General features: G+C 52.5%; 16 protein-coding genes, 7 tRNA genes, 1 rRNA gene, 2 pseudogenes and 1 riboswitch. Of the genes and pseudogenes, 20 read left to right on the top strand and 6 right to left on the bottom strand.

What is annotated here, in order from left to right; translation table 11 throughout:
• Positions 1-28 precede the first annotated feature (28 nt).
• Positions 29-622, bottom strand: coding sequence for a glycerol-3-phosphate 1-O-acyltransferase PlsY (plsY, locus tag QWV57_RS08895; RefSeq protein ID WP_015374888.1), 594 nt, complete (start codon positions 620-622; stop codon positions 29-31).
• Positions 623-797: 175 nt separating this feature from the next.
• On the opposite strand from plsY, the gene QWV57_RS08890 reads away from it, so the two are divergent.
• Positions 798-1,223, top strand: coding sequence for an OsmC family protein (locus tag QWV57_RS08890; RefSeq protein WP_015374887.1), 426 nt, complete (start codon positions 798-800; stop codon positions 1,221-1,223).
• Positions 1,224-1,483: 260 nt separating this feature from the next.
• On the top strand, positions 1,484-3,106 hold the full coding sequence (locus tag QWV57_RS08885) for a bifunctional metallophosphatase/5'-nucleotidase (RefSeq protein ID WP_020755904.1): 1,623 nt from the start codon (positions 1,484-1,486) through the stop codon (positions 3,104-3,106).
• A gap of 67 nt (positions 3,107-3,173) precedes the next feature.
• Here QWV57_RS08885 and pepT read toward each other — a convergent pair whose 3' ends face one another.
• Entirely contained in the window at positions 3,174-4,409 is a 1,236-nt protein-coding gene (gene pepT / locus QWV57_RS08880; RefSeq protein ID WP_015374885.1) for a peptidase T, read from the bottom strand.
• A gap of 303 nt (positions 4,410-4,712) precedes the next feature.
• On the opposite strand from pepT, the gene QWV57_RS08875 reads away from it, so the two are divergent.
• Entirely contained in the window at positions 4,713-5,930 is a 1,218-nt protein-coding gene (locus QWV57_RS08875; RefSeq protein WP_015374884.1) for a threonine synthase, read from the top strand.
• A 109-nt stretch (positions 5,931-6,039) separates the two neighbouring features.
• Positions 6,040-6,172: riboswitch (FMN riboswitch) on the top strand.
• Positions 6,173-6,328: 156 nt separating this feature from the next.
• Positions 6,329-6,913, top strand: coding sequence for an ECF transporter S component (locus tag QWV57_RS08870; RefSeq protein WP_015374883.1), 585 nt, complete (start codon positions 6,329-6,331; stop codon positions 6,911-6,913).
• 138 nt (positions 6,914-7,051) lie between these two features.
• Here QWV57_RS08870 and QWV57_RS08865 read toward each other — a convergent pair whose 3' ends face one another.
• Positions 7,052-7,666: a sulfite oxidase-like oxidoreductase gene (locus QWV57_RS08865; RefSeq protein ID WP_013523784.1), complete on the bottom strand. Its 615-nt coding sequence runs from the start codon at positions 7,664-7,666 to the stop codon at positions 7,052-7,054.
• Positions 7,667-7,997: 331 nt separating this feature from the next.
• On the opposite strand from QWV57_RS08865, the gene QWV57_RS08860 reads away from it, so the two are divergent.
• From QWV57_RS08860 to QWV57_RS08840, 5 genes and pseudogenes are all read left to right on the top strand, one after another.
• Complete coding sequence (locus QWV57_RS08860) at positions 7,998-8,684, top strand: DUF969 domain-containing protein (RefSeq protein WP_129446767.1); 687 nt, start codon at positions 7,998-8,000, stop codon at positions 8,682-8,684.
• Entirely contained in the window at positions 8,685-9,647 is a 963-nt protein-coding gene (locus tag QWV57_RS08855) for a DUF979 domain-containing protein (RefSeq protein ID WP_020755910.1), read from the top strand.
• Between the two features lie 30 nt (positions 9,648-9,677).
• Positions 9,678-10,325 (top strand): pyroglutamyl-peptidase I, encoded by a 648-nt coding sequence (pcp, locus tag QWV57_RS08850; RefSeq protein WP_020755911.1) that lies wholly within the window; start codon positions 9,678-9,680, stop codon positions 10,323-10,325.
• Positions 10,326-10,366: 41 nt separating this feature from the next.
• Positions 10,367-10,603, top strand: a pseudogene (locus QWV57_RS08845) (transporter, sodium/bile acid symporter family protein); the annotation flags it as partial.
• A gap of 291 nt (positions 10,604-10,894) precedes the next feature.
• The gene (locus QWV57_RS08840) at positions 10,895-12,565 is read left to right on the top strand and encodes a DUF6044 family protein (protein WP_129446768.1); all 1,671 of its coding nucleotides are present in this window, start codon (positions 10,895-10,897) and stop codon (positions 12,563-12,565) included.
• 45 nt (positions 12,566-12,610) lie between these two features.
• On the opposite strand, the pseudogene QWV57_RS17965 reads toward QWV57_RS08840, so the two are convergent.
• Positions 12,611-12,766: pseudogene (locus tag QWV57_RS17965) on the bottom strand (DUF2238 domain-containing protein); the annotation flags it as partial.
• Positions 12,767-13,077: 311 nt separating this feature from the next.
• On the opposite strand from QWV57_RS17965, the gene QWV57_RS08830 reads away from it, so the two are divergent.
• From QWV57_RS08830 to QWV57_RS08790, 9 genes are all read left to right on the top strand, one after another.
• A complete protein-coding gene (locus QWV57_RS08830; protein ID WP_021322622.1) occupies positions 13,078-13,167 on the top strand; it encodes a putative holin-like toxin in 90 nt (29 codons plus the stop codon).
• A gap of 334 nt (positions 13,168-13,501) precedes the next feature.
• Positions 13,502-13,618: ribosomal RNA gene (gene rrf, locus QWV57_RS08825) — 5S ribosomal RNA — on the top strand.
• Positions 13,619-13,627: 9 nt separating this feature from the next.
• Positions 13,628-13,702 (top strand) — tRNA-Val (locus QWV57_RS08820).
• 4 nt (positions 13,703-13,706) lie between these two features.
• Positions 13,707-13,778, top strand: a tRNA-Ala gene (locus QWV57_RS08815).
• A gap of 7 nt (positions 13,779-13,785) precedes the next feature.
• Positions 13,786-13,868, top strand: a tRNA-Leu gene (locus tag QWV57_RS08810).
• 17 nt (positions 13,869-13,885) lie between these two features.
• Positions 13,886-13,978, top strand: a tRNA-Ser gene (locus tag QWV57_RS08805).
• Between the two features lie 176 nt (positions 13,979-14,154).
• Positions 14,155-14,227 (top strand) — tRNA-Thr (locus QWV57_RS08800).
• A 12-nt stretch (positions 14,228-14,239) separates the two neighbouring features.
• Positions 14,240-14,321, top strand: a tRNA-Tyr gene (locus QWV57_RS08795).
• Between the two features lie 9 nt (positions 14,322-14,330).
• Positions 14,331-14,404, top strand: a tRNA-Ile gene (locus tag QWV57_RS08790).
• 292 nt (positions 14,405-14,696) lie between these two features.
• Here QWV57_RS08790 and QWV57_RS08785 read toward each other — a convergent pair.
• Positions 14,697-16,355: an IS1634 family transposase gene (locus QWV57_RS08785; RefSeq protein ID WP_301101941.1), complete on the bottom strand. Its 1,659-nt coding sequence runs from the start codon at positions 16,353-16,355 to the stop codon at positions 14,697-14,699.
• A gap of 28 nt (positions 16,356-16,383) precedes the next feature.
• Here QWV57_RS08785 and QWV57_RS08780 point away from each other — a divergent pair, with 28 nt between their 5' ends.
• Positions 16,384-16,647, top strand: a complete 264-nt coding sequence (locus QWV57_RS08780) for a heavy-metal-associated domain-containing protein (protein ID WP_301101939.1) — start codon at positions 16,384-16,386, stop codon at positions 16,645-16,647.
• A gap of 136 nt (positions 16,648-16,783) precedes the next feature.
• Here the strand turns inward: QWV57_RS08780 and QWV57_RS08775 are convergent, their stop codons facing one another.
• On the bottom strand, positions 16,784-17,632 hold the full coding sequence (locus QWV57_RS08775) for an MBL fold metallo-hydrolase (protein WP_033006834.1): 849 nt from the start codon (positions 17,630-17,632) through the stop codon (positions 16,784-16,786).
• Between the two features lie 149 nt (positions 17,633-17,781).
• Here QWV57_RS08775 and QWV57_RS08770 point away from each other — a divergent pair, with 149 nt between their 5' ends.
• A complete protein-coding gene (locus QWV57_RS08770) occupies positions 17,782-18,081 on the top strand; it encodes a phasin family protein (RefSeq protein WP_025950623.1) in 300 nt (99 codons plus the stop codon).
• Positions 18,082-18,084 lie beyond the last annotated feature (3 nt).

Below are 18,084 nucleotides of genomic sequence, written 5' to 3'. Positions count from 1 at the left end.
CGCAACAAACTCCTTTCTCCGTCCGTCGTCATGAGCGTTTGCCTGGCCATTTCACTTTTGGCTCCGTTTTGTTCAAGATGCGCTTGATGTTGGCACGATGACGATAAAAGATAAACGAAGCCAGCAACAACACTGCCACCGTCAATGGAATGTCGTCAGTGAAAAAGACGGTGTACACGACCGCATACAGCGCCGCAGCCATCGATGACAGGGAGACGTAGCGTGAAACAGCCAAGACGACAAGAAACACGGCGATGAGCGACAAAAAGAACAACGGCGAATAAAACAGCATCACCCCGCCCGATGTCGCCACCGCCTTGCCGCCGCGGAACTTGGCGAACACCGGATACATATGGCCGACAACTGCCACCGCCCCGGCCAAAAGCGGATGCACGGGGACGGAAAAAAGCATCGGCAAGCTCGCCGCCAGCGTCCCTTTTAGCATATCGCCGACAATGACGATCGTTCCCGCTTTCGCCCCAAGCACGCGGAACGTGTTTGTTCCCCCAAGATTGCCGCTTCCATGTTCGCGGATGTCGATCCCGTAGCCGATTTTCCCGACAAGAAGGCCAAACGGAATCGAGCCGAGAAGATAAGCAAGAAGCAAAATGAGTGCGGTCATCGAATCAAACACCCTTTACTCAACAAGTTTGTGCATGTTTCTATTTTAACATGCATGAGCGAAAACGGTAGACAGGAATTTTGCATTTCAAGGACATAGCCGCTAAACTGAAAAGAAGAAACGGGCTGTCGGAACGTCCGTCCGACCCCGGACCGATGAGAAAGGAGCGACCATGATGAAAACGACGGTTGTATGGAACGGAAACATGTCATTCAGCGGCCAAAGCGCTTCCGGTGTCACCATTCCGATCGACGCGGCCAAAGACGTCGGCGGCAACGATTCAGGCGCTCGGCCGATGGAGCTTTTGCTTCACGCCTTAGCCGGCTGCACCGGCATTGACATCGTTTTGATCTTGCGGAAAATGCGGCTTGATGTCCGCGCGTTTTCGATGGAAGTCGAAGGAACGCGCGCCGATGACCACCCAAAGCGGTTTACAGAGATTCATATTCATTACGCGCTCGAAGGCGATTTGCCGGAAGACAAGGTCGTCCGCGCCATTCGGTTGTCAAAAGAAAAATATTGTTCCGTTTCCCATTCGTTAAATGCCGCCATTACAGCGAGCTATTCGATCAACGGCGTGCGCGGGAAGGAGACGATCTAACAAGGAGAAGGGCTTGACGTTCATGGCCGTTTCGCGTGGCATAGCGCCGAATGACGCTGGCTGTCCACCGAGCTAAAAGGGAAAGACTGTCCGATCAACAGACTCTATCGGGCGGTCTTTTTTTGTTTCTGTTGTTCTCAACAGTCAGTTGTGAATTTACAAAATATTTACGAAAAATCATCCTTTCTTCTCTATCATTGTATGGACTCGCAAGGATATAATGGGAGTGAACGAGAAGGCGAGAGAAAGGGGAACCGGGAATGAAGAATTCCAAACGATGGGGAAGACGGGTGCTATCCGCATTGGCTGCTGCAGCGGTGCTGGCCGCAGTTCCAGTTGGGGCGGCAGGGAACGGGAAAAGCAAGGGGAAGCCGCCTGCTTCCTCGCACCGTTATATTGAGGTGCAGCTGTTAGGCATTAACGACTTCCACGGTCAGTTGAATGTGACGAGAAAAGTCGGCGGGCGGGAAGTCGGACGGGCTGATTATTTGGCCGCTTATTTGAAACAGCGGGAGGCGGAAAACAAAAATACGCTGCTCGTCCATGCCGGCGATGCGGTTGGCGCCAGCCCGCCGGTATCGGCGTTGCTGCAGGACGAGCCGACGATCGAAGTGCTCAATAAGCTCGGCTTTGACGTCGGCACCCTTGGCAACCATGAGTTTGATGAAGGAGTAGCGGAAATGCTCCGCTTGATCCATGGCGGATATCACCCGGCGACCGGCGATTTCGCCGGAGCAGATTTTCCGTACGTGAGCGCCAACGTCGTTGATGCGCAAACAGGAAAGCCGATTCTCCCGCCATATGTGATTAAGCGGGTCAACGGCATGCCGATCGGATTGATCGGCGTCACGCTCACGGAAACACCAACGATTGTGACGCCAAGCGGCGTCGCGGGAGTCAAGTTCATCGATGAAGCAACAGCGATTAACAAAGCGGTCCGGGAACTGAAGAAAAAAGGAGTGCAAACGATCGTCGTTCTCGCCCATAACCCAGGCGTATCCAATCCGGATGGGACAAACGCAAGCGGGGAAATTGTCGATATCGCCAAAAATGTCGATGATGAAGTCGATGTGATTTTCGCCGGTCATAACCATGCCTATTTAAATGCGGTTGTGGACGGCAAGCTGCTCGTTCAGTCGTATTCGTACGGCACGGCGTTTTCTGATGTCGATTTGAAAATCGACCCGCGCACGAAAGACGTCGTCGCCAAAAAAGCGGAGATCGTGACGACCTATCATGACGGCATCACTCCGGACCCGGAAATCCGTGCCCTCGTCGAAAAATATGAAGCGAAAGTGGCGCCGCTTGTCAATCAAGTCGTCGGCACAGCAGCCGAAACGATCACCGATGAACAAAACGAAAGCGGCGAGTCCGCCTTGGGCAATTTGATCGCCGATGCCCAGCGGGCGGCGATGAAAACCGATTTTGCCTTTATGAACCCGGGCGGCATTCGCGCCGATATTGAACAAGGCGAAGTGACGTGGGGCGAATTGTACAACGTTCAGCCGTTCAACAACCAGCTCGTGAAAATGACGCTCACCGGCGCGCAAATCCGCCAGCTTTTGAATCAACAATGGCAGCCAACCCAAACGCGCATGCTGCAAATCTCCGGCCTCCGCTATACATGGAGCGCCAGCAGGCCGGTCGGAGAAAAAGTCATTGACATTCAGCTTCCTGATGGGACACCGCTAAAACCGGACGCCGAGTACACGGTGACGGTCAACAGCTTTCTCGCCGACGGCGGCGATGGGTTCACGGTGTTGACGCATGGGACAAACCGCGAGGTCGGCCCGGTCGATTTGGATGCACTTGTCACTTACATCCGCCAGTTGTCACAGCCGTTTTCGGCACAAATCGAAGGGCGGATCACAAAACTGCAATAGGCGGAACAATTATGATGTTTTTAGAAGCGAAAAAGGGATGCCGAAAACCATCGGCTCCCTTTTGGCTTTAGGAAGTTTTTTGCTCGAACAGCTTGATGATCTCCACGATCACTTCGGCCGCTTTCACCATATTGTCGGCGGAAATGTATTCGTAGCGGCCGTGGAAGTTTTCGCCGCCGGCGAAAAGGTTCGGCGTCGGCAGCCCCATGTAGGAGAGCTGCGACCCGTCTGTACCGCCGCGGATCGGTTTCACCTTTGGTTCAATGCCCAAGTTCGTCATCGCTTCGTGGGCGATGTCAACAATGTGGCGCACCGGCTCGATTTTTTCGCGCATGTTGTAGTATTGATCGTTGATTTCGAGCGTGATTCGGTCGTTTCCATATTTTTGCGCAAGCGAAGCCGCGATCTCTTTCATTTTCGCTTTGCGAGCCTCGAACTGTTCGCGGTCAAAGTCGCGGATGATGTAGTGAAGCTTCGTTTCCTCTACACTGCCTTGGAACGAAAGCAAATGGTAAAACCCTTCATATCCTTCCGTATGCTCAGGCGCCTCATCGGCTGGCAACTGCTGCTCGAACTCCATGGCGATTTTGATCGAGTTGATCATTTTTCCTTTCGCTGTGCCCGGATGGACGTTTTTTCCTTTGATCGTGATTTTCGCTTCGGCAGCGTTAAAGCTTTCATACTCCAATTCGCCCAGCGGCCCGCCGTCGACCGTGTAGGCAAATTGGGCGCCGAATTTGGCAACGTCAAATTTATGCGGCCCGCGGCCAATTTCCTCATCCGGCGTAAAGGCGACGCGCACTTTGCCGTGCTTGATTTCCGGGTGTTGAATGAGATAGTTCATCGCGGTCATAATTTCGGCGATTCCGGCTTTATCATCGGCGCCAAGCAGCGTCGTCCCATCGGTCGTGATGAGCGTATGCCCTTGGTAGTGAGCGAGCTCCGGGAAATCGTTTGGCGACAAGATGATGCCTTGTTCTTTGTTTAACACGATGTCCCCGCCGTCGTACTGTTCGATGATTTGCGGGTTGACGTTGGCTCCCGTAAACTCCGGAGCGGTGTCCATATGAGCCAAAAAGCCAATCACTGGCACGTTTTTGTCCGTATTGGCCGGCAACGTCGCCATCACGTAGCCGTTGTCATCGATCGTCACATCTTCCATGCCGATCGACTTCAGCTCTTCGACGAGCATTCTCGCCAGCTCCCACTGTCCCGAAGTCGATGGGCACGTATGGCTGTTTGGGTCGGATTGAGTGTTGACTTTCGCGTAGCAGATGAAGCGTTCGATGAGTTCCTGTTTCATTGGTTCATCTCCTTATGTATAAGTTTTTCTGGATCAACGAATCATTCCGCCGATGCAGTGAGAAAAAAGAGGCGGTTTCCGTTTTATTTTACCATATGCGGCTTCAAACGGTAAAAAAGAGGGGGGACCTTTCCTACTTGGCGCTATGATGCCCCAAAGTTGGCGTACGGACGCTGCCATTACAGGCGCCGGTGGCAGAGGACGGTTATGGTATAATGAAAAGGCCAGTGCCTCGTCCAAAACGCGAAAGTAGGTGCTTCCTGCCTCGTGCGGATGAAACAAATGGAAAGGAGAAGCCAAACCATGTCATTCAGCTACGTGTCTCATCTGTATTGTCCGAAGTGTGAACGTACATACGATGTCGACCAAATCCATCAACTTTGCGAATGCGGTTCGCCGCTTCTGGTCGCGTACGATTTGGAGTTGATGCGCCAAGAAGTGAAGCGGGAGGCACTTGCGGAGCGAGAACCGAGTTTATGGCGGTATCATGAGCTATTGCCGGTGAAACATCCTGAACATATTGTCTCTTTAGGGGAAGGAATGACTCCGCTTGTGCGAATGCCGCGCCTTGGCCGGAATATCGGCATTGACTCACTCTATATGAAAGACGAAGGCGTCATTCCGACCGGGACGTTTAAAGCCCGCGGCGCGGCGGTTGGGATTTCGAAAGCAAAGGAATTGGGCGTCAAACGACTCGCCATGCCGACAAACGGCAACGCCGGCGCGGCATGGTCGCTATACGCGGCGCGGGCGGGCATTCAGGCGACAGTCGTCATGCCGGTTGATGCACCGGAACTGACGCGAAAGGAATGCGCCATCGCTGGGGCGGAACTGTATTTAGTCAACGGCCTCATTAGCGATGCCGGGCAAATCGTCGCCAAAGCGATCCGCGAATACGGATGGTACGATGCGTCGACGTTGAAAGAACCGTACCGGATTGAAGGGAAGAAAACGATGGGACTGGAGATCGCCGAACAGTTCTCGTGGCAACTCCCGGATGTCATTTTGTATCCGACCGGCGGCGGCGTCGGGTTGATCGGCATTTACAAGGCGATCAAAGAACTGCAGGCGCTCGGCTGGGTGGACGGCCGCATGCCGCGGCTTGTCGCTGTGCAGGCCGAGCATTGCGCGCCGATCGTCAAGGCGTGGAAGGAGAAAAAACGGGAATCGGAGTTTTGGCCGAACGCCCATACAGTGGCGTTTGGCATCAATGTGCCGAAAGCGCTTGGCGACTTTCTTGTTCTTGAGGCGGTGTATGAGACGGACGGTTGCGCGGTTGCCATTGGCGATGAAGCGATTTTGGCTGAACAGCGGACGGCAGCCGAACTCGAAGGGGCGTTCATTTGCCCGGAAGGAGCGGCGGCGTTTGCGGCGGCACGAACGTTGCGCGAGAGCGGTTGGATTCGCGACGGGGAGACGGTCGTCGTATTAAATACCGGAACCGGGCTGAAATACGCCGATACGGTGGACGTCCATCCGCCGGTGCTCGAGCCGGGGGATATGCTTCCAAAGGAGAATTGACAAGTGGGCGGAGTAGGCGCCAAACATAAAACATATGGGAAAAAATGATAGACAAACGAAAAGAGGTATTGTATACTAAATTCATCGGAATAATAAAAATGTATAAGCGATTCATCTTCGGGGCAGGGTGAAATTCCCGACCGGCGGTGATGAGGCGCTTGGCCTCTCAGCCCGCGAGCCGCAAGGCAGGATCCGGTGCGAGTCCGGAGCCGACAGTATAGTCTGGATGGGAGAAGATGAAGGTTTGCCGGCGTTCGTTTTGGCGCATGCGAACGTCTAGTTGCGCACACCCTTTTTCTCCCTTAAGCCTCGTTCGGTTTAAGGGAGTTTTTGTTGGCGCTCGCGGCGGCAGCCTTCTTCTTGTGAGGATGAATCACGAGAAGGGGAGGAGAACAAACATGAAACGCATTTCCATCCGCGCCTTTGTCGGCATCGGAGTGTTGGGCGCCATGGCGCATGTGCTCATGATGCTCAACTTTCCGCTGCCGCCGTTTCCGAACTTTTTGCTTGTCGACTTCAGCGACATCCCGGCGCTTGTCGCCGCGCTGTTGTACGGCCCGCTCGCCGGCGTGGCGGTCGAACTCTTGAAAAACGTGCTGAACTACGTGTTCGTCGGCAGTGCGACCGGCGTTCCGATCGGCCAAATCGCCAACTTTACCGCTGGGGCGGCGTTTATTTTGCCGGTTTCCTATATTTATGGGAAAGCCGCATCGAAAAAAGGCTTGCTGCTGGGGTTGGCGGCGGGAACAGTGACGATGGCGCTCGTCATGAGCGTGCTCAACTACTACGTCTTTTTGCCGGCGTACACGCTTTTTCTTGGCGCTCCGCAGATGAGCGCGCCGGAAGCGAAGGCGTTGGTGGTATCGGCGATTTTGCCGTTTAACGCCGTCAAAGGAGCGATGGCGGCCATCGTATTTCAGCTTCTCTTTTGGCGTCTTCGTGCTTGGCTTGAGAAACAAGCGGCATCCCGCCAAGCCGCTTGATGATCAAAGAGGCTGTCCCAAAAGATCGTCTCTCTTTGAGAGAGATACAATATATCGTGTCGCCGAAGTGATTTGTTCCTACCTCTTGTAGTAAAAGAGGGTGTCCCGTTGCGTTTGGGACACCCTCTTTTGCTTTTGTCAAAAGCGAATCCGCGGCACCCACTCAGCAAACCGCTCCTCTTTAAACGGATTGGCGGTCATCGAATAACCGCGCTCCTCCCAATAGCCCGGCTCATCTTCCTTCATAAAGCGGATGCCGGACGCCCATTTCGCCCCTTTCCATAAGTAAAACGTCGCCGGCGGAATGAAACGGAGCGGATAGCCGTGCTTCGGCGAGATGTCCTGCCAGTCGTGATGCTTGTCTTTCCATCGATAGACAAACAAGGCATCATCGCCCATCAGCGCTTCAAGCGGCAAGTTTGCCGAATAGCCGAACCGGTCGCCGTTTAAATATCCGTAAATTTTCACATATTTCACGTCGGGATCGAGCTCGACAAAGCGCAAAAACTCGCGGAAGGCGATGCCTTCAAACGTCGTGTCGAATTTTGACCATGTTGTGACACAATGCATATCGATGGTTGAAACCGTCTTCGGCAGCTGCATCACTTCTTGATACGAAAGCGACACTTCCTCTTTCACATCGCCGAACAATCGGAAATTCCACGTCGCTTCATCGAATTGGTACACATCGCCCTCATGCAAAATCGGCCATTTTTCCGTTTCAAATTGGCCGGGAGGGAGTTGTTTGGTCATGGCGGGCACTCCTTTTTCTGCTAAATTTCTCTTAATTATTCATGATACAAAATAGGGGCAAGGGATGCAACGAAGAGGGGGCTTGATGTATCATGACGGGTTCGGGCAAGTTGATGTTTTATTTTGTAAAGTAAATTTTCAGTAAGTATTTATTGATTTTCCACTTTTCTCAATTATATAATGATAACAACAAATTTGAAACTATTGTTCCGAAATATGGAACGACAGATGGAGGAGAGGGGGATGCCGACTAAGAAATAGAGTGCGGTGAACGACGTAACGATTTGTATTAACATTTGCCGTAAAATGTACTGGAGAGGAGAAGAGAAACATGGTGCTCATTGGAGTGTTGATCGTCATCATCGGCTTCATTATTCGCATTAATCCACTTCTTGTCGTGACAGCGGCTGGATTGGCGACAGGATTGCTCGCCCATCAATCGCTGTATGACATTATTGAACAATTTGGAACAGCGTTTACGACCAACCGGTATATGGCGGTGTTCATCGCCACATTGCCCGTCATCGGCCTTTTGGAACGCTTTGGGCTGCGGGAACAGGCGGAGAGTGTCGTGGCGAAAATCAAGGCGGCGACAACAGGGAGAATCTTGACGGTCTATTTAATCATCCGGGAAGCGGCAGCCGCGGCTGGGCTTACTTCCATCGGCGGCCATGCTCAAATGGTTCGTCCGCTCGTCGCTCCTATGGCAGAAGGAGCGGCGGAAGCGAAATACGGAAAACTGCCGGATCATGTGCGGGATGACATTCGCGCTCATTCGGCAGCGGTGGACAATATCGGGCTGTTTTTTGGCGAGGATGTGTTCATTGCCATCGGAGCGATTTTGTTGATGAAAGGATTTTTTGATCAAAACGGCATTCCTTCTGATCCGCTGCATATGGCGTTATGGGCGATCCCAACGGCCGTGGCCGCGTTGATCGTTCACAGCATCCGCCTGCATCGGCTGGACCGCTCGCTTCACAAGCTCCTTCATCGGGAGAATGGAAAGGGGATAGAGTGAATGTGGCTGTCCATTGAAGCGGTGTACATATTTTTAGGCATTGTGGTTGTGTTGGGAAGCTTGTGGACCTTTGCCGATCGCCAAAACCCGAAGCGTTTCACATCAGGGCTGTTTTATTTGCTTTATGGCGTGGCGTTGCTGTTCGGCAGCATCATTCCCCCGTTTTACACCGGAGTGCTTGTGCTTATCATGGTGGCCATTGTCGGAACCGGGGGATTGAAGCTCGGAAGCTACCAAGAGGCGACGCCGGAAGAGAGAAGACAACATCGCGATCGATTGAAACATCGCCTGTTCATTCCGGCATTGTTGATTCCGGTTTTGACTGTCATCGGCGTGACATGGCTGAAAAATGTCAAGGTTGGAAACGCTTTTCTTTTCGATCCGAAAAACGTGACCCTTGTGTCTCTCGGGCTAGCGACGTTCGTTGCTTTGCTCGTCAGCATGGCCATGACTCGATCGACGCCGTTTATGGCGGTTAAAGAATCGCGCAGGCTGCTGGAAACAATCGGCTGGGCTGCTCTCTTGCCGCAGATGCTGGCGACATTAGGGACGATCTTTACGACTGCTGGGGTGGGCGCGGCTGTGTCCAATTTGGTGAAAGCCATTATTCCGACTCATTCGTTGTTTTGGATTGTGGTGGCCTATTGCATCGGGATGGCTTTGTTTACGATGATCATGGGCAACGCTTTTGCGGCATTTCCCGTGATGACGGCGGGGATCGCTGTTCCGCTGCTGATAAAACAATTTGGCGTCGATGCGAATCATGTGGCCGCCCTCGGGATGTTTTCCGGCTACTGCGGCACCTTGATGACGCCGATGGCGGCGAATTTCAACATCGTGCCCGCCGCCCTGCTTGATTTGAAAGACAAAAACCACGTGATTCGCGTGCAAGTGCCGACAGCGTTGATTCTGTTGGCGTTCAACATCGCCGCAATGTATGTGATTACACTCATAGATTTATAAATTTCATCATCAAAAAGGGATGGAGATGCGATGAAAAAAGTGCTCGTGACCGGATTTGATCCGTTTGGAGGAGAAACGGTGAATCCGTCGCTGGAGGCGGTCAAGCAAGCAGCTGGATGGAAAACCGATCGGTATATCGTTGAAGTTCGGGAGATTCCAACCGTATTTGGCCAATCATTAGCCATCTTGCATGACGCAATCATGCAAGTGGATCCCGATGTGGTGATTTGCGTCGGACAGGCGGGAGGGAGAGCCGATATTTCCGTTGAAAGGATAGCGGTGAACATCAATGATGCCCGCATTCCCGACAACGAAGGCCATCAGCCGATTGACGAACCCGTTGTTCCAGGCGGGCCTGTCGGCTATTGGTCAACTTTGCCGGTCAAAGCGATTGTCGAGGCGTTGAGGCGTCACGGCATACCAGCCTCTGTCTCTTATACAGCGGGAACGTTCGTCTGCAACCATGTATTTTATGGATTGATGCATTACATCACCCAATCGAAGAAGCCCATTCGCGGCGGATTTATCCATATTCCGTATTTGCCGGAACAAGCCGCCCGGCATCCCGGGCAGCCCAGCATGGCATTAGAGACGATCGTGGAAGGGCTGCGCCTTGCCATTGACGTGGCGGTCGAACGTGAAGAAGATATCCAAGCGGTTGGCGGGCACATTTGTTAAGGGGGATTCGTCCAGTTGCCTTTGACTTCAGCCTGTCCCTTCTGCTCGGCATGGATTTGGCTAAACAAAAAGCGGTCGCCATGGAGGTGGGAATGCAAAACTCCGGATTGGGCGTGGCGATTGCCACAGCGAATTTTTCACCCTTGGCGGCTGTTCCAAGTGCGATCTTCAGTGTGTGGCACAACTCTGAAGCGATCCTCGCGGCGATTTTCAGCTGGAGGGAAGAGAAGAATAAACACATGCCGGGATTGGGGGAAAAAACACGAATATCGCAGTAAGGTTAAACAGCGGCTCCGTAAGAGAGGGAGGCCGCTGTTTTCTATTGTGTATTGTAGTGGGGGAGCTATCTACCATAAGTTGCCCTTAATATTTTAAGATAGGTGTGCATAGAGAAAATAGAAGGGGCAAAAAAATGCGAATGAAGAGGAGACTGAGAAGAACGCGCAGCCCCCCTTTTCATAAATCACCACCCTCTTCGACCGTCCTTAGGAATAATTTTCTTCTTATTGCACATCGTATTCAATAGGGATTTCATGGCCAAGAACAGCTATGGCGGGAGCGTGATGCCGATGGCCGAACAACGAGAACGATGGTTTTTCCTTTTGGCGCTTGGCGTCATCGCCCTTTACGTGTCCCCGCTCTTTCTCCTTGGTGAGAACGCCCATATTCGCGTCCACGATAATTTGGATTCCAATATCGCTTGGTATAAGGTGCTCTCCGAAAGCGGAAAAATCACCGGGCCGCTTGACGCGAAGATTCCGCAAATCGCCAACGGCCAGTTGTCAAGAAACGCCCTCGGTTCGGAGTTGACCGGCATCGTCTGGCTGCACGCGTTATTTCCCACGATGACTGCTTATGCGCTCAGCCAAACGATCACAAGGGTGGTGGCATTTGTCGGTATGTATTGGTTGTTAAAAACACATTTCCTGCCCGAGCCGCGTTGGATGGCCGTCCGCATCGGCGTGGCGCTCGCATTTGCCCTGACGCTGTTTTGGCCGTCGGGGATGTTAAGCACGCTGGGCATGCCGCTTGCGCTTTGGGCATTTTTGAGCATCCGAAAAGGTGAGGGGAAGTGGAGACATTACGCCGCGCTTACGCTTCTCCCGTTTTATTCCAGCTTTGTGCTCGGATTTTTCTTTTTTCTTGCCGCCATGGGCGTTTTTTGGCTTGTTGATGTGCTGCGCGGGAAAGGGTGGAACATCCGCTTTTTGACTTCCATCGCTTACATGACGCTGCTTTATTTGCTTGTCGAGTACAGGCTTGTCTACTCGTTTTTATGGGAAGACGAGCCGACGAGCCGGGATGAGTACTTCCATGCCCGTTTGTCGTTTTGGCATTGCGTCCGCTTGACGTGGAAAAACTTTCTCCTCGGGCACCATCATGTCATGACCGAGCATACGTTTTTTATTTTGCCAAGCTGGTTGGTGGCGTTGTATCTCGTTTTCGTGAAAAAACGGTGGAAGCAAGAACGGTTATTTCTTTTCCTATTCGGACTGAATTTCGCGCTGTCGGCATGGTACGCCTTTTGGTTTTATAAAGGGTGGCTGCCGCTTACCGAGCGGCTTCATTTTTTAGACACGTTTAACTTTGCCCGCTTTCATTTTTTGCGCCCGATGATCATTTATGTGCAGTTTGCGCTGGCGCTGAAAATCGTATGGCAATACAGCGAAAAAGGAGAAAAGTGGGCGAAGCGGCTGCTAGCGGCCCAAGTGATCTTGGTGTTTTTGATTAACGAAGAAATCGTCTTCCGCTACGAGCCGACGGTAAAACAATTTTACGCGGAAAAACAGTTCCAAGAAATCAAGCAATACATCGGGCTCCCGGTGTCCGACTACCGCGTCGTCAGCATCGGCATTCACCCCGCCATCGCGCAATACAACGGGTTTTATACGCTCGATACGTACAACAACTTTTATCCGCTGTCATATAAATACGAGTTCCGCAAAATCATTGAACGTGAACTGGAAAAAAGCAAAACGATCCGCACATATTTTGACGAATGGGGCGGGCGCTGCTATATTTTTACAGCGGAACTTGGGAAACGGTACATGTTCACGAAACACTCGAAAAAGCGGCTGAAGAACTTGCTGCTGAATACAGAACAGTTGAAAAAAATGGGCGGCCGCTACGTTTTCTCGGCCGTTCCGATCGATAACGCGGCGGAAAACGGCCTCACGCTTGAGAAAAGATTTACGTCCGATGAGTCGGCGTGGACGATTTACTTGTACAAGGTGAAATAGAAACAGCGGCTCCCTTTTGAAAGGGGGAACCGCTGTTTTCTTGATTTAGCGCTCATTCAACTGCGCAAGCTGCCGGTCGTGCCACCTTGAGAGCAGCCATAGGGCAATCAGTGTCCCAATCAATGTGCATACCATATCCCATTGGGTGTCCCAAATATCGCCTTGCGTGCCCAAAAAATCTTTCGATGCCTTTCCTCCTTGGAACAGCGAGATTCGTCTATGGTCATTATTCGGAAAAACGCTGATTTTATACAAATCATTTTTTCGAGCGCTTGATGAAAACGTCGGAGTTTCAGCGGTTATAGGAAGCAGGGGAGAAGGACTGTGGAAGCGGCGATACGAAGCAACAGGAAAAGTGGCGTTTGTCCCCCTCGGGTAGGGAAACATTCCTAATTTTCAACGAGGATGCGAATGTATATTCGCATTTGTTTGATTTGATGGTATAATGAAACATGCACAGCCATATGCAGGGTGGGCAGTGGCCACTCCCTGAACGAAAGGGGGTGGTGCTGATGATGTCGATTGCCGACGCGCTGACGCTCATGATTGCGTTTGCGTCACTCATCGTCGCGGTGATCGCCGTATCCAAAGACAAAAAGTAACCCACCCTGCTAGGCCGAGGCGAGGGTAGGTTACGATGCCCGAGGCTTGGGCCACTGCACTTCTTGCAGCGGCTGTGTATGGACAGGGCATTGGTGGCCGCCAATGCCCTGCTTTATTATACGTTCCTTCTTCCTTTATTATACGCGTATAAAGAAGGGGATGACAAGAATTTTCGAGAAAGGGACAGTGAAGATCGAAAAAAATGAAAAAGAGGGTTGACTCTTTCGTTTTTTTATAGTAAATTTTACATTGTCGTTCCGATTCTGAAGGAACGACAATAAAAAATCCTTGACAAACTGTTTTATTGTTTTATAATAAATATCGTCGCCATTGCCTAGTGGTGATAGCGGAGGGGAAACACCCGTTCCCATCCCGAACACGGAAGTTAAGCCCTCCAGCGCCGATGGTAGTTGGGGCCAGCGCCCCTGCAAGAGTAGGTCGCTGCTAGGCAAACAACGTGGAGTATTAGCTCAGCGGGAGAGCACCACGTTGACAGCGTGGGGGTCACTGGTTCGATCCCAGTATACTCCACCATGATGGGGCGTTAGTTCAGGGGGAGAACGCTTCGCTGGCAGCGAAGAGGTCAGGGGTTCAAATCCCCTACGCTCCACTTCTACGCGGTCGTGGCGGAATGGCAGACGCGCTAGGTTGAGGGCCTAGTGGGGGCAACCCCGTGGAGGTTCAAGTCCTCTCGACCGCATCGCTCCAAACAGTTATGGAGGAGTACCCAAGTCTGGCTGAAGGGGTCGGTTTCGAAAACCGATAGGGGTGTCACAGCCCGCGGGGGTTCGAATCCCTCCTCCTCCGCCATAAAGCTGTCATTTGTACTGACGTTTCTATCATGCCGACTTAGCTCAATTGGTAGAGACGAGCATCTGCATCGTCGAATTTGCTTCGAGTTGTCCCGACGCATCCAGCGTCTTCGAATTGGCTGGGAGAGGAAGGGACACAACAGAAGCCAAGGAGTCACGGTCTACTTCTATCATGCCGACTTAGCTCAATTGGTAGAGCAACTGAATCGTAATCAGTAGGTTGCGGGTTCGAGTCCTGCAGTCGGCATTTTTTATTTATGGAGGGGTAGCGAAGTGGCTAAACGCGGCGGACTGTAAATCCGCTCCCTTTGGGTTCGGCGGTTCGAATCCGTCCCCCTCCATTCATAAACGGGCCTATAGCTCAGCTGGTCAGAGCGCACGCCTGATAAGCGTGAGGTCGGTGGTTCAAGTCCACTTAGGCCCATTTTTTATGACAGATGGCAAGAGCAATTCTTGCCATCTTTTTTTATGCCATCGCTAACGGAGCGATAGGCCCGTTTATGCGGGCGGGAATCGGGCAAAATAAGCGGCGGGGAACGGCATGTTTTTGCGGAAGGAGGGAAGAGGATGGCTGAAGCTACCTTTTATCTCACATTTCGCACCCTAACAAGGTCAAAACAAAGGATTTTTTATTTAGTTTTTCAGAATAACTTTTTGACCAACACAACGAGCGATGGCAATCCTTTTTTTACCATCGCTGGTCGTTCCGTATCACGTTACACGTAGATGCTCTCATCCATGCCCAATCCCTGCAGAATCCTTCGCTGATCAGGGGTAAGGGAGCGATCCAGTGAGCGTTGGATGCGCCCATCCGGCAGCTTGAACAGGACGACGTTCACATATTGAAACAGCTGAAAAATCGCCTGTCCCGTCGGCCGGGTCAGCTTGCGGCCTCCAGGACCCTTCAACGGGTGTTCTGGAGTAATAAACTGACGCACTCGGCGCTGAAAAACGCGGTAAATAGCCAAGGCCAACAGAAACAAATAGCCTAATACTGCGACCCGTTCTGGTTTTTTGACGTAAATCTCATCCGTGAAAAACGGATCTTTCAAAAAAGCGAAGTTCATTTCCACCGAGATCTGCCCTTTATACAGCTTCAAGATCTCTTGGGCATCCATGGGTTGGCCCTTCCATTCCTTCGGAACGGTCGTGACAAGGACAAACCGGGACGCTTTCCGTCTCGCCTGTTCCCACGCGTCTTGGTCGAATTCGACGTCAAGGTGCAAGAAATACAGCGTCTCCACCTCGGGTTCCGCCCCTTTTTTCGGCCGTCCGCGCCGTTTTTTCAGGCGTACGATCTCTTCGACCGCGGCCTCAACCCGATGAAACCGGGGGCGAAGGGACGCCTTGAGGGACGCCAAGGCTTGTTCGGCATCTTCCCGGCAGGAGAAGGGGTGACGCTCCCAACGGGCTTGTTCCTCGCGAAGAAGCTCCGCTTCTTTGGTTCGTTCTTTTTCAAGCGTCTTTCCTTTTCGCTGGTCGAGCGCGCTCGATTCAACAACGATCAGCCGAACGGGGTGGCCTTCATACGTCGAGGCCGTTTCCCATACCCGGTACGTGGCGCCGTTTCTCTCCACCAACGTAAAGGGATCGCTCCACGTCGTGTCCTCAGCATCCGCTTCGGCCAGCGCGGTTTTCACGATCCGGAGCGACGAAGGGCCTCTGGTGATCAAAAAGGCGTTGGCCGCTTTGGTTTGCGCCAGGGTCTCTTTCGTCATCGCGGCGGAATCGGCCACGTAAATCCATTCGTCTTCGATTTTGGCCTGCTTCAGCTGTTCATGGACACGAGACAGCACCTCGGGATTCCATGTTTTATCGGGCAGGTTGCCATCGTGCACATCGCCGTAAAACGGGATGCCGTCCTCGTTGCCGACCAGTCCGAAACCGATCTGTTTTTGCCAACGATGATGGCGGTTGTAGCCATGTGTGATTTGTAAGGCCTCTAACGAGGCCGATTCATACGCGCCGTAAACCGTCTTGTCCGTCGTATCGGCGTGGAAGGCTCGGAGGGAAAGGCCTTCTTTGCGATAAATATGAATCAAGCAAGTGCTGATGACGTTGTGAATGCCAGCCTCATACAGGCGATCGAGATGACGGGCCAACGCATCGTCGTTCAACCAGGAAGGATGGAGATCGGGACGGATGAGTTTCTCACAATCGACCTCCTGAGCCCAATGTTCCAAGTGAACAAGGGCTTGCCGGCCGTCAAACACATTGTAGAGGATGGCCTGAACGGCATCGCTGACTCGCGTTTGGCACTGCGGATCGACGGGCACGAGATGGTCAATCAATTGAGGCAGACCCAGTTTCTTGAATAGGGCACTTATTATATTCAAATAAGAATTGCGATAGACCTTTTTGACTTGAACGTTCATAAGAGAAAAACTCCTTTACGTTCCTTGTGTGTCAAGGATTCATTCGACATCGGAACGAAAAAATCCTCCCGATTTTCGTCGAGAGGGTGCGAAATGTGAGTTTTATATCGATGGGGCGACGTCGCCGCAACCCATTGCGCGCATTGAACATCTTCTTAGTGGGCTCGACGGCGTGGAGCGCTCGCTCGTCGACACGGAAGATGGGGAAGTGAAGGTTCAATTTGATGAAAAAAAGATTTCGAAGGAACGCATCGTCTTGACGTTGCAGCAGCACGGATTCCGCTTTCAGTAGCAAATTGGCGGCTGTTGTCGACAGTGTAAGGGTGTCCGATTGGGACACCCTTTTTTCTTAGCCACGGCCTGCCGCTGATCATTTCAAACCGGGAAGCCTTTCATTTCCCATTGTAAGCGCCGGCGGGATCGCTCCGTTAATGGACGTACTTTCCGTAATCTGGGACAGCGATGCGGTCAAAATCACAAGCGAGCTTCGTCAGCCCATCACGCAACTCGTCTCCCGCTACTGGGGCGCCGTGTCCCGTGACAGCGACCGATGGGAAGAGGGCGGCCAATTTGCGCACCGATTCGCGGGCGGCCGTCCAGTCGATCGTATAGTAGCGCGGCGGGCCGGTAATTTCGGTTTGCTGGGTCAATACTTTGTACAGTGAGTCTTGGCGGACCGTGACAAACGCATCGCCAGCGATCAAGGCCGCATCGCGCGGACGGAACAAGGAGATGTGGCCCGGTGTGTGCCCGGGGGTGTGCAGCCAGCGGAACTCCGGCAAATGCGGGACAGTGCCGTCCTCAGGTAGAGGTTGGACGCGGCTGCCAAGCTGGATCGGTTCGTTTGGGAAAAACGGCGAGATTTTGGCGAGAAGTCCGCCTTCAACGGACGCGTCCGGTTCGGGATAACGCGCTTTGCCGGTTAAATACGGCAGTTCGTCTTTGTGGGCGTACACCGGCACATTCCATTCCCGGACGAGTTCAATTAAGGCTCCGACGTGGTCAAAGTGGCCGTGGGTTAAAATAATGGCTTGCGGGCGGCTGCCGCTGCCAAAGCGGTCTTCAACAGCGGAAATAATATCGTCCGCTGACCCCGGCATTCCCGCATCGATCAAGACGAATGCGCCGTCGCCAGGGCGGCCGACGAGGCAAATGTTGACGATTTGGATCGTATGGCAGTACAAATCGGGCAGCACGCTGACGCCGACGCCGCTTGCCAAAGACGTCGCGGGAATAACATGATAGTCTTCTCCGTAATGCAACGGTTCATCAGCCATTAAAATCCCCCTCCTTTGCATCGTTGTCCAACGATAGCATGCCGCATCGACCTGTCTCCTATACAAAAGAGCTGCCGTCTAGCTCGACATGGATCGCCAAAGAATGGTACAATAAGGAAAATACAATGGCACAAGGAGGCTGCAAACGAATGAGCATTTTGAAAAAAGGATTGGCATTCGGGCTGGGATTGGCGATTGCAAGCAAAGAACAAGTGGAAAAGATCATTGACGAGCTTGTCAAAAAAGGCGAATTGTCGCTTGACGAATCGAAGGAAGTGATCGATCAATGGAAGCAGCAGACCGAAGCGCGGAAAACGGAAGTGCAGCGGCTTGTACGCGAGCAAATCAAGCAGGTGATCGACAAGCTTGAATTGGCAACAAAAGAAGACGTGCGGCAGCTTGAAGAGCGAATCCGCCGTCTGGAGGAAAAAGAACAAAGCGGGCAGTAAACC

The sequence above is a fragment of the Geobacillus zalihae genome (assembly GCF_030414215.1).
Taxonomy (GTDB): domain Bacteria; phylum Bacillota; class Bacilli; order Bacillales; family Anoxybacillaceae; genus Geobacillus; species Geobacillus zalihae.
This window is presented reverse-complemented; position numbering and strand designations above follow the sequence as displayed.

Coding starts and splice junctions, on each gene's coding strand:
- pcp (WP_020755911.1), top strand. CDS start 9,678: ATGAAAAAAGTGCTCGTGACCGGATTTGATCCGTTTGGAGGAGAAACG.
- QWV57_RS08775 (WP_033006834.1), bottom strand. CDS start 17,632: ATGGCTGATGAACCGTTGCATTACGGAGAAGACTATCATGTTATTCCC.
- pepT (WP_015374885.1), bottom strand. CDS start 4,409: ATGAAACAGGAACTCATCGAACGCTTCATCTGCTACGCGAAAGTCAAC.
- QWV57_RS08830 (WP_021322622.1), top strand. CDS start 13,078: ATGATGTCGATTGCCGACGCGCTGACGCTCATGATTGCGTTTGCGTCA.
- QWV57_RS08865 (WP_013523784.1), bottom strand. CDS start 7,666: ATGACCAAACAACTCCCTCCCGGCCAATTTGAAACGGAAAAATGGCCG.
- QWV57_RS08855 (WP_020755910.1), top strand. CDS start 8,685: ATGTGGCTGTCCATTGAAGCGGTGTACATATTTTTAGGCATTGTGGTT.
- QWV57_RS08870 (WP_015374883.1), top strand. CDS start 6,329: ATGAAACGCATTTCCATCCGCGCCTTTGTCGGCATCGGAGTGTTGGGC.
- QWV57_RS08840 (WP_129446768.1), top strand. CDS start 10,895: ATGGCCGAACAACGAGAACGATGGTTTTTCCTTTTGGCGCTTGGCGTC.
- QWV57_RS08885 (WP_020755904.1), top strand. CDS start 1,484: ATGAAGAATTCCAAACGATGGGGAAGACGGGTGCTATCCGCATTGGCT.
- QWV57_RS08770 (WP_025950623.1), top strand. CDS start 17,782: ATGAGCATTTTGAAAAAAGGATTGGCATTCGGGCTGGGATTGGCGATT.
- plsY (WP_015374888.1), bottom strand. CDS start 622: ATGACCGCACTCATTTTGCTTCTTGCTTATCTTCTCGGCTCGATTCCG.
- QWV57_RS08785 (WP_301101941.1), bottom strand. CDS start 16,355: ATGAACGTTCAAGTCAAAAAGGTCTATCGCAATTCTTATTTGAATATA.
- QWV57_RS08875 (WP_015374884.1), top strand. CDS start 4,713: ATGTCATTCAGCTACGTGTCTCATCTGTATTGTCCGAAGTGTGAACGT.
- QWV57_RS08890 (WP_015374887.1), top strand. CDS start 798: ATGAAAACGACGGTTGTATGGAACGGAAACATGTCATTCAGCGGCCAA.
- QWV57_RS08860 (WP_129446767.1), top strand. CDS start 7,998: ATGGTGCTCATTGGAGTGTTGATCGTCATCATCGGCTTCATTATTCGC.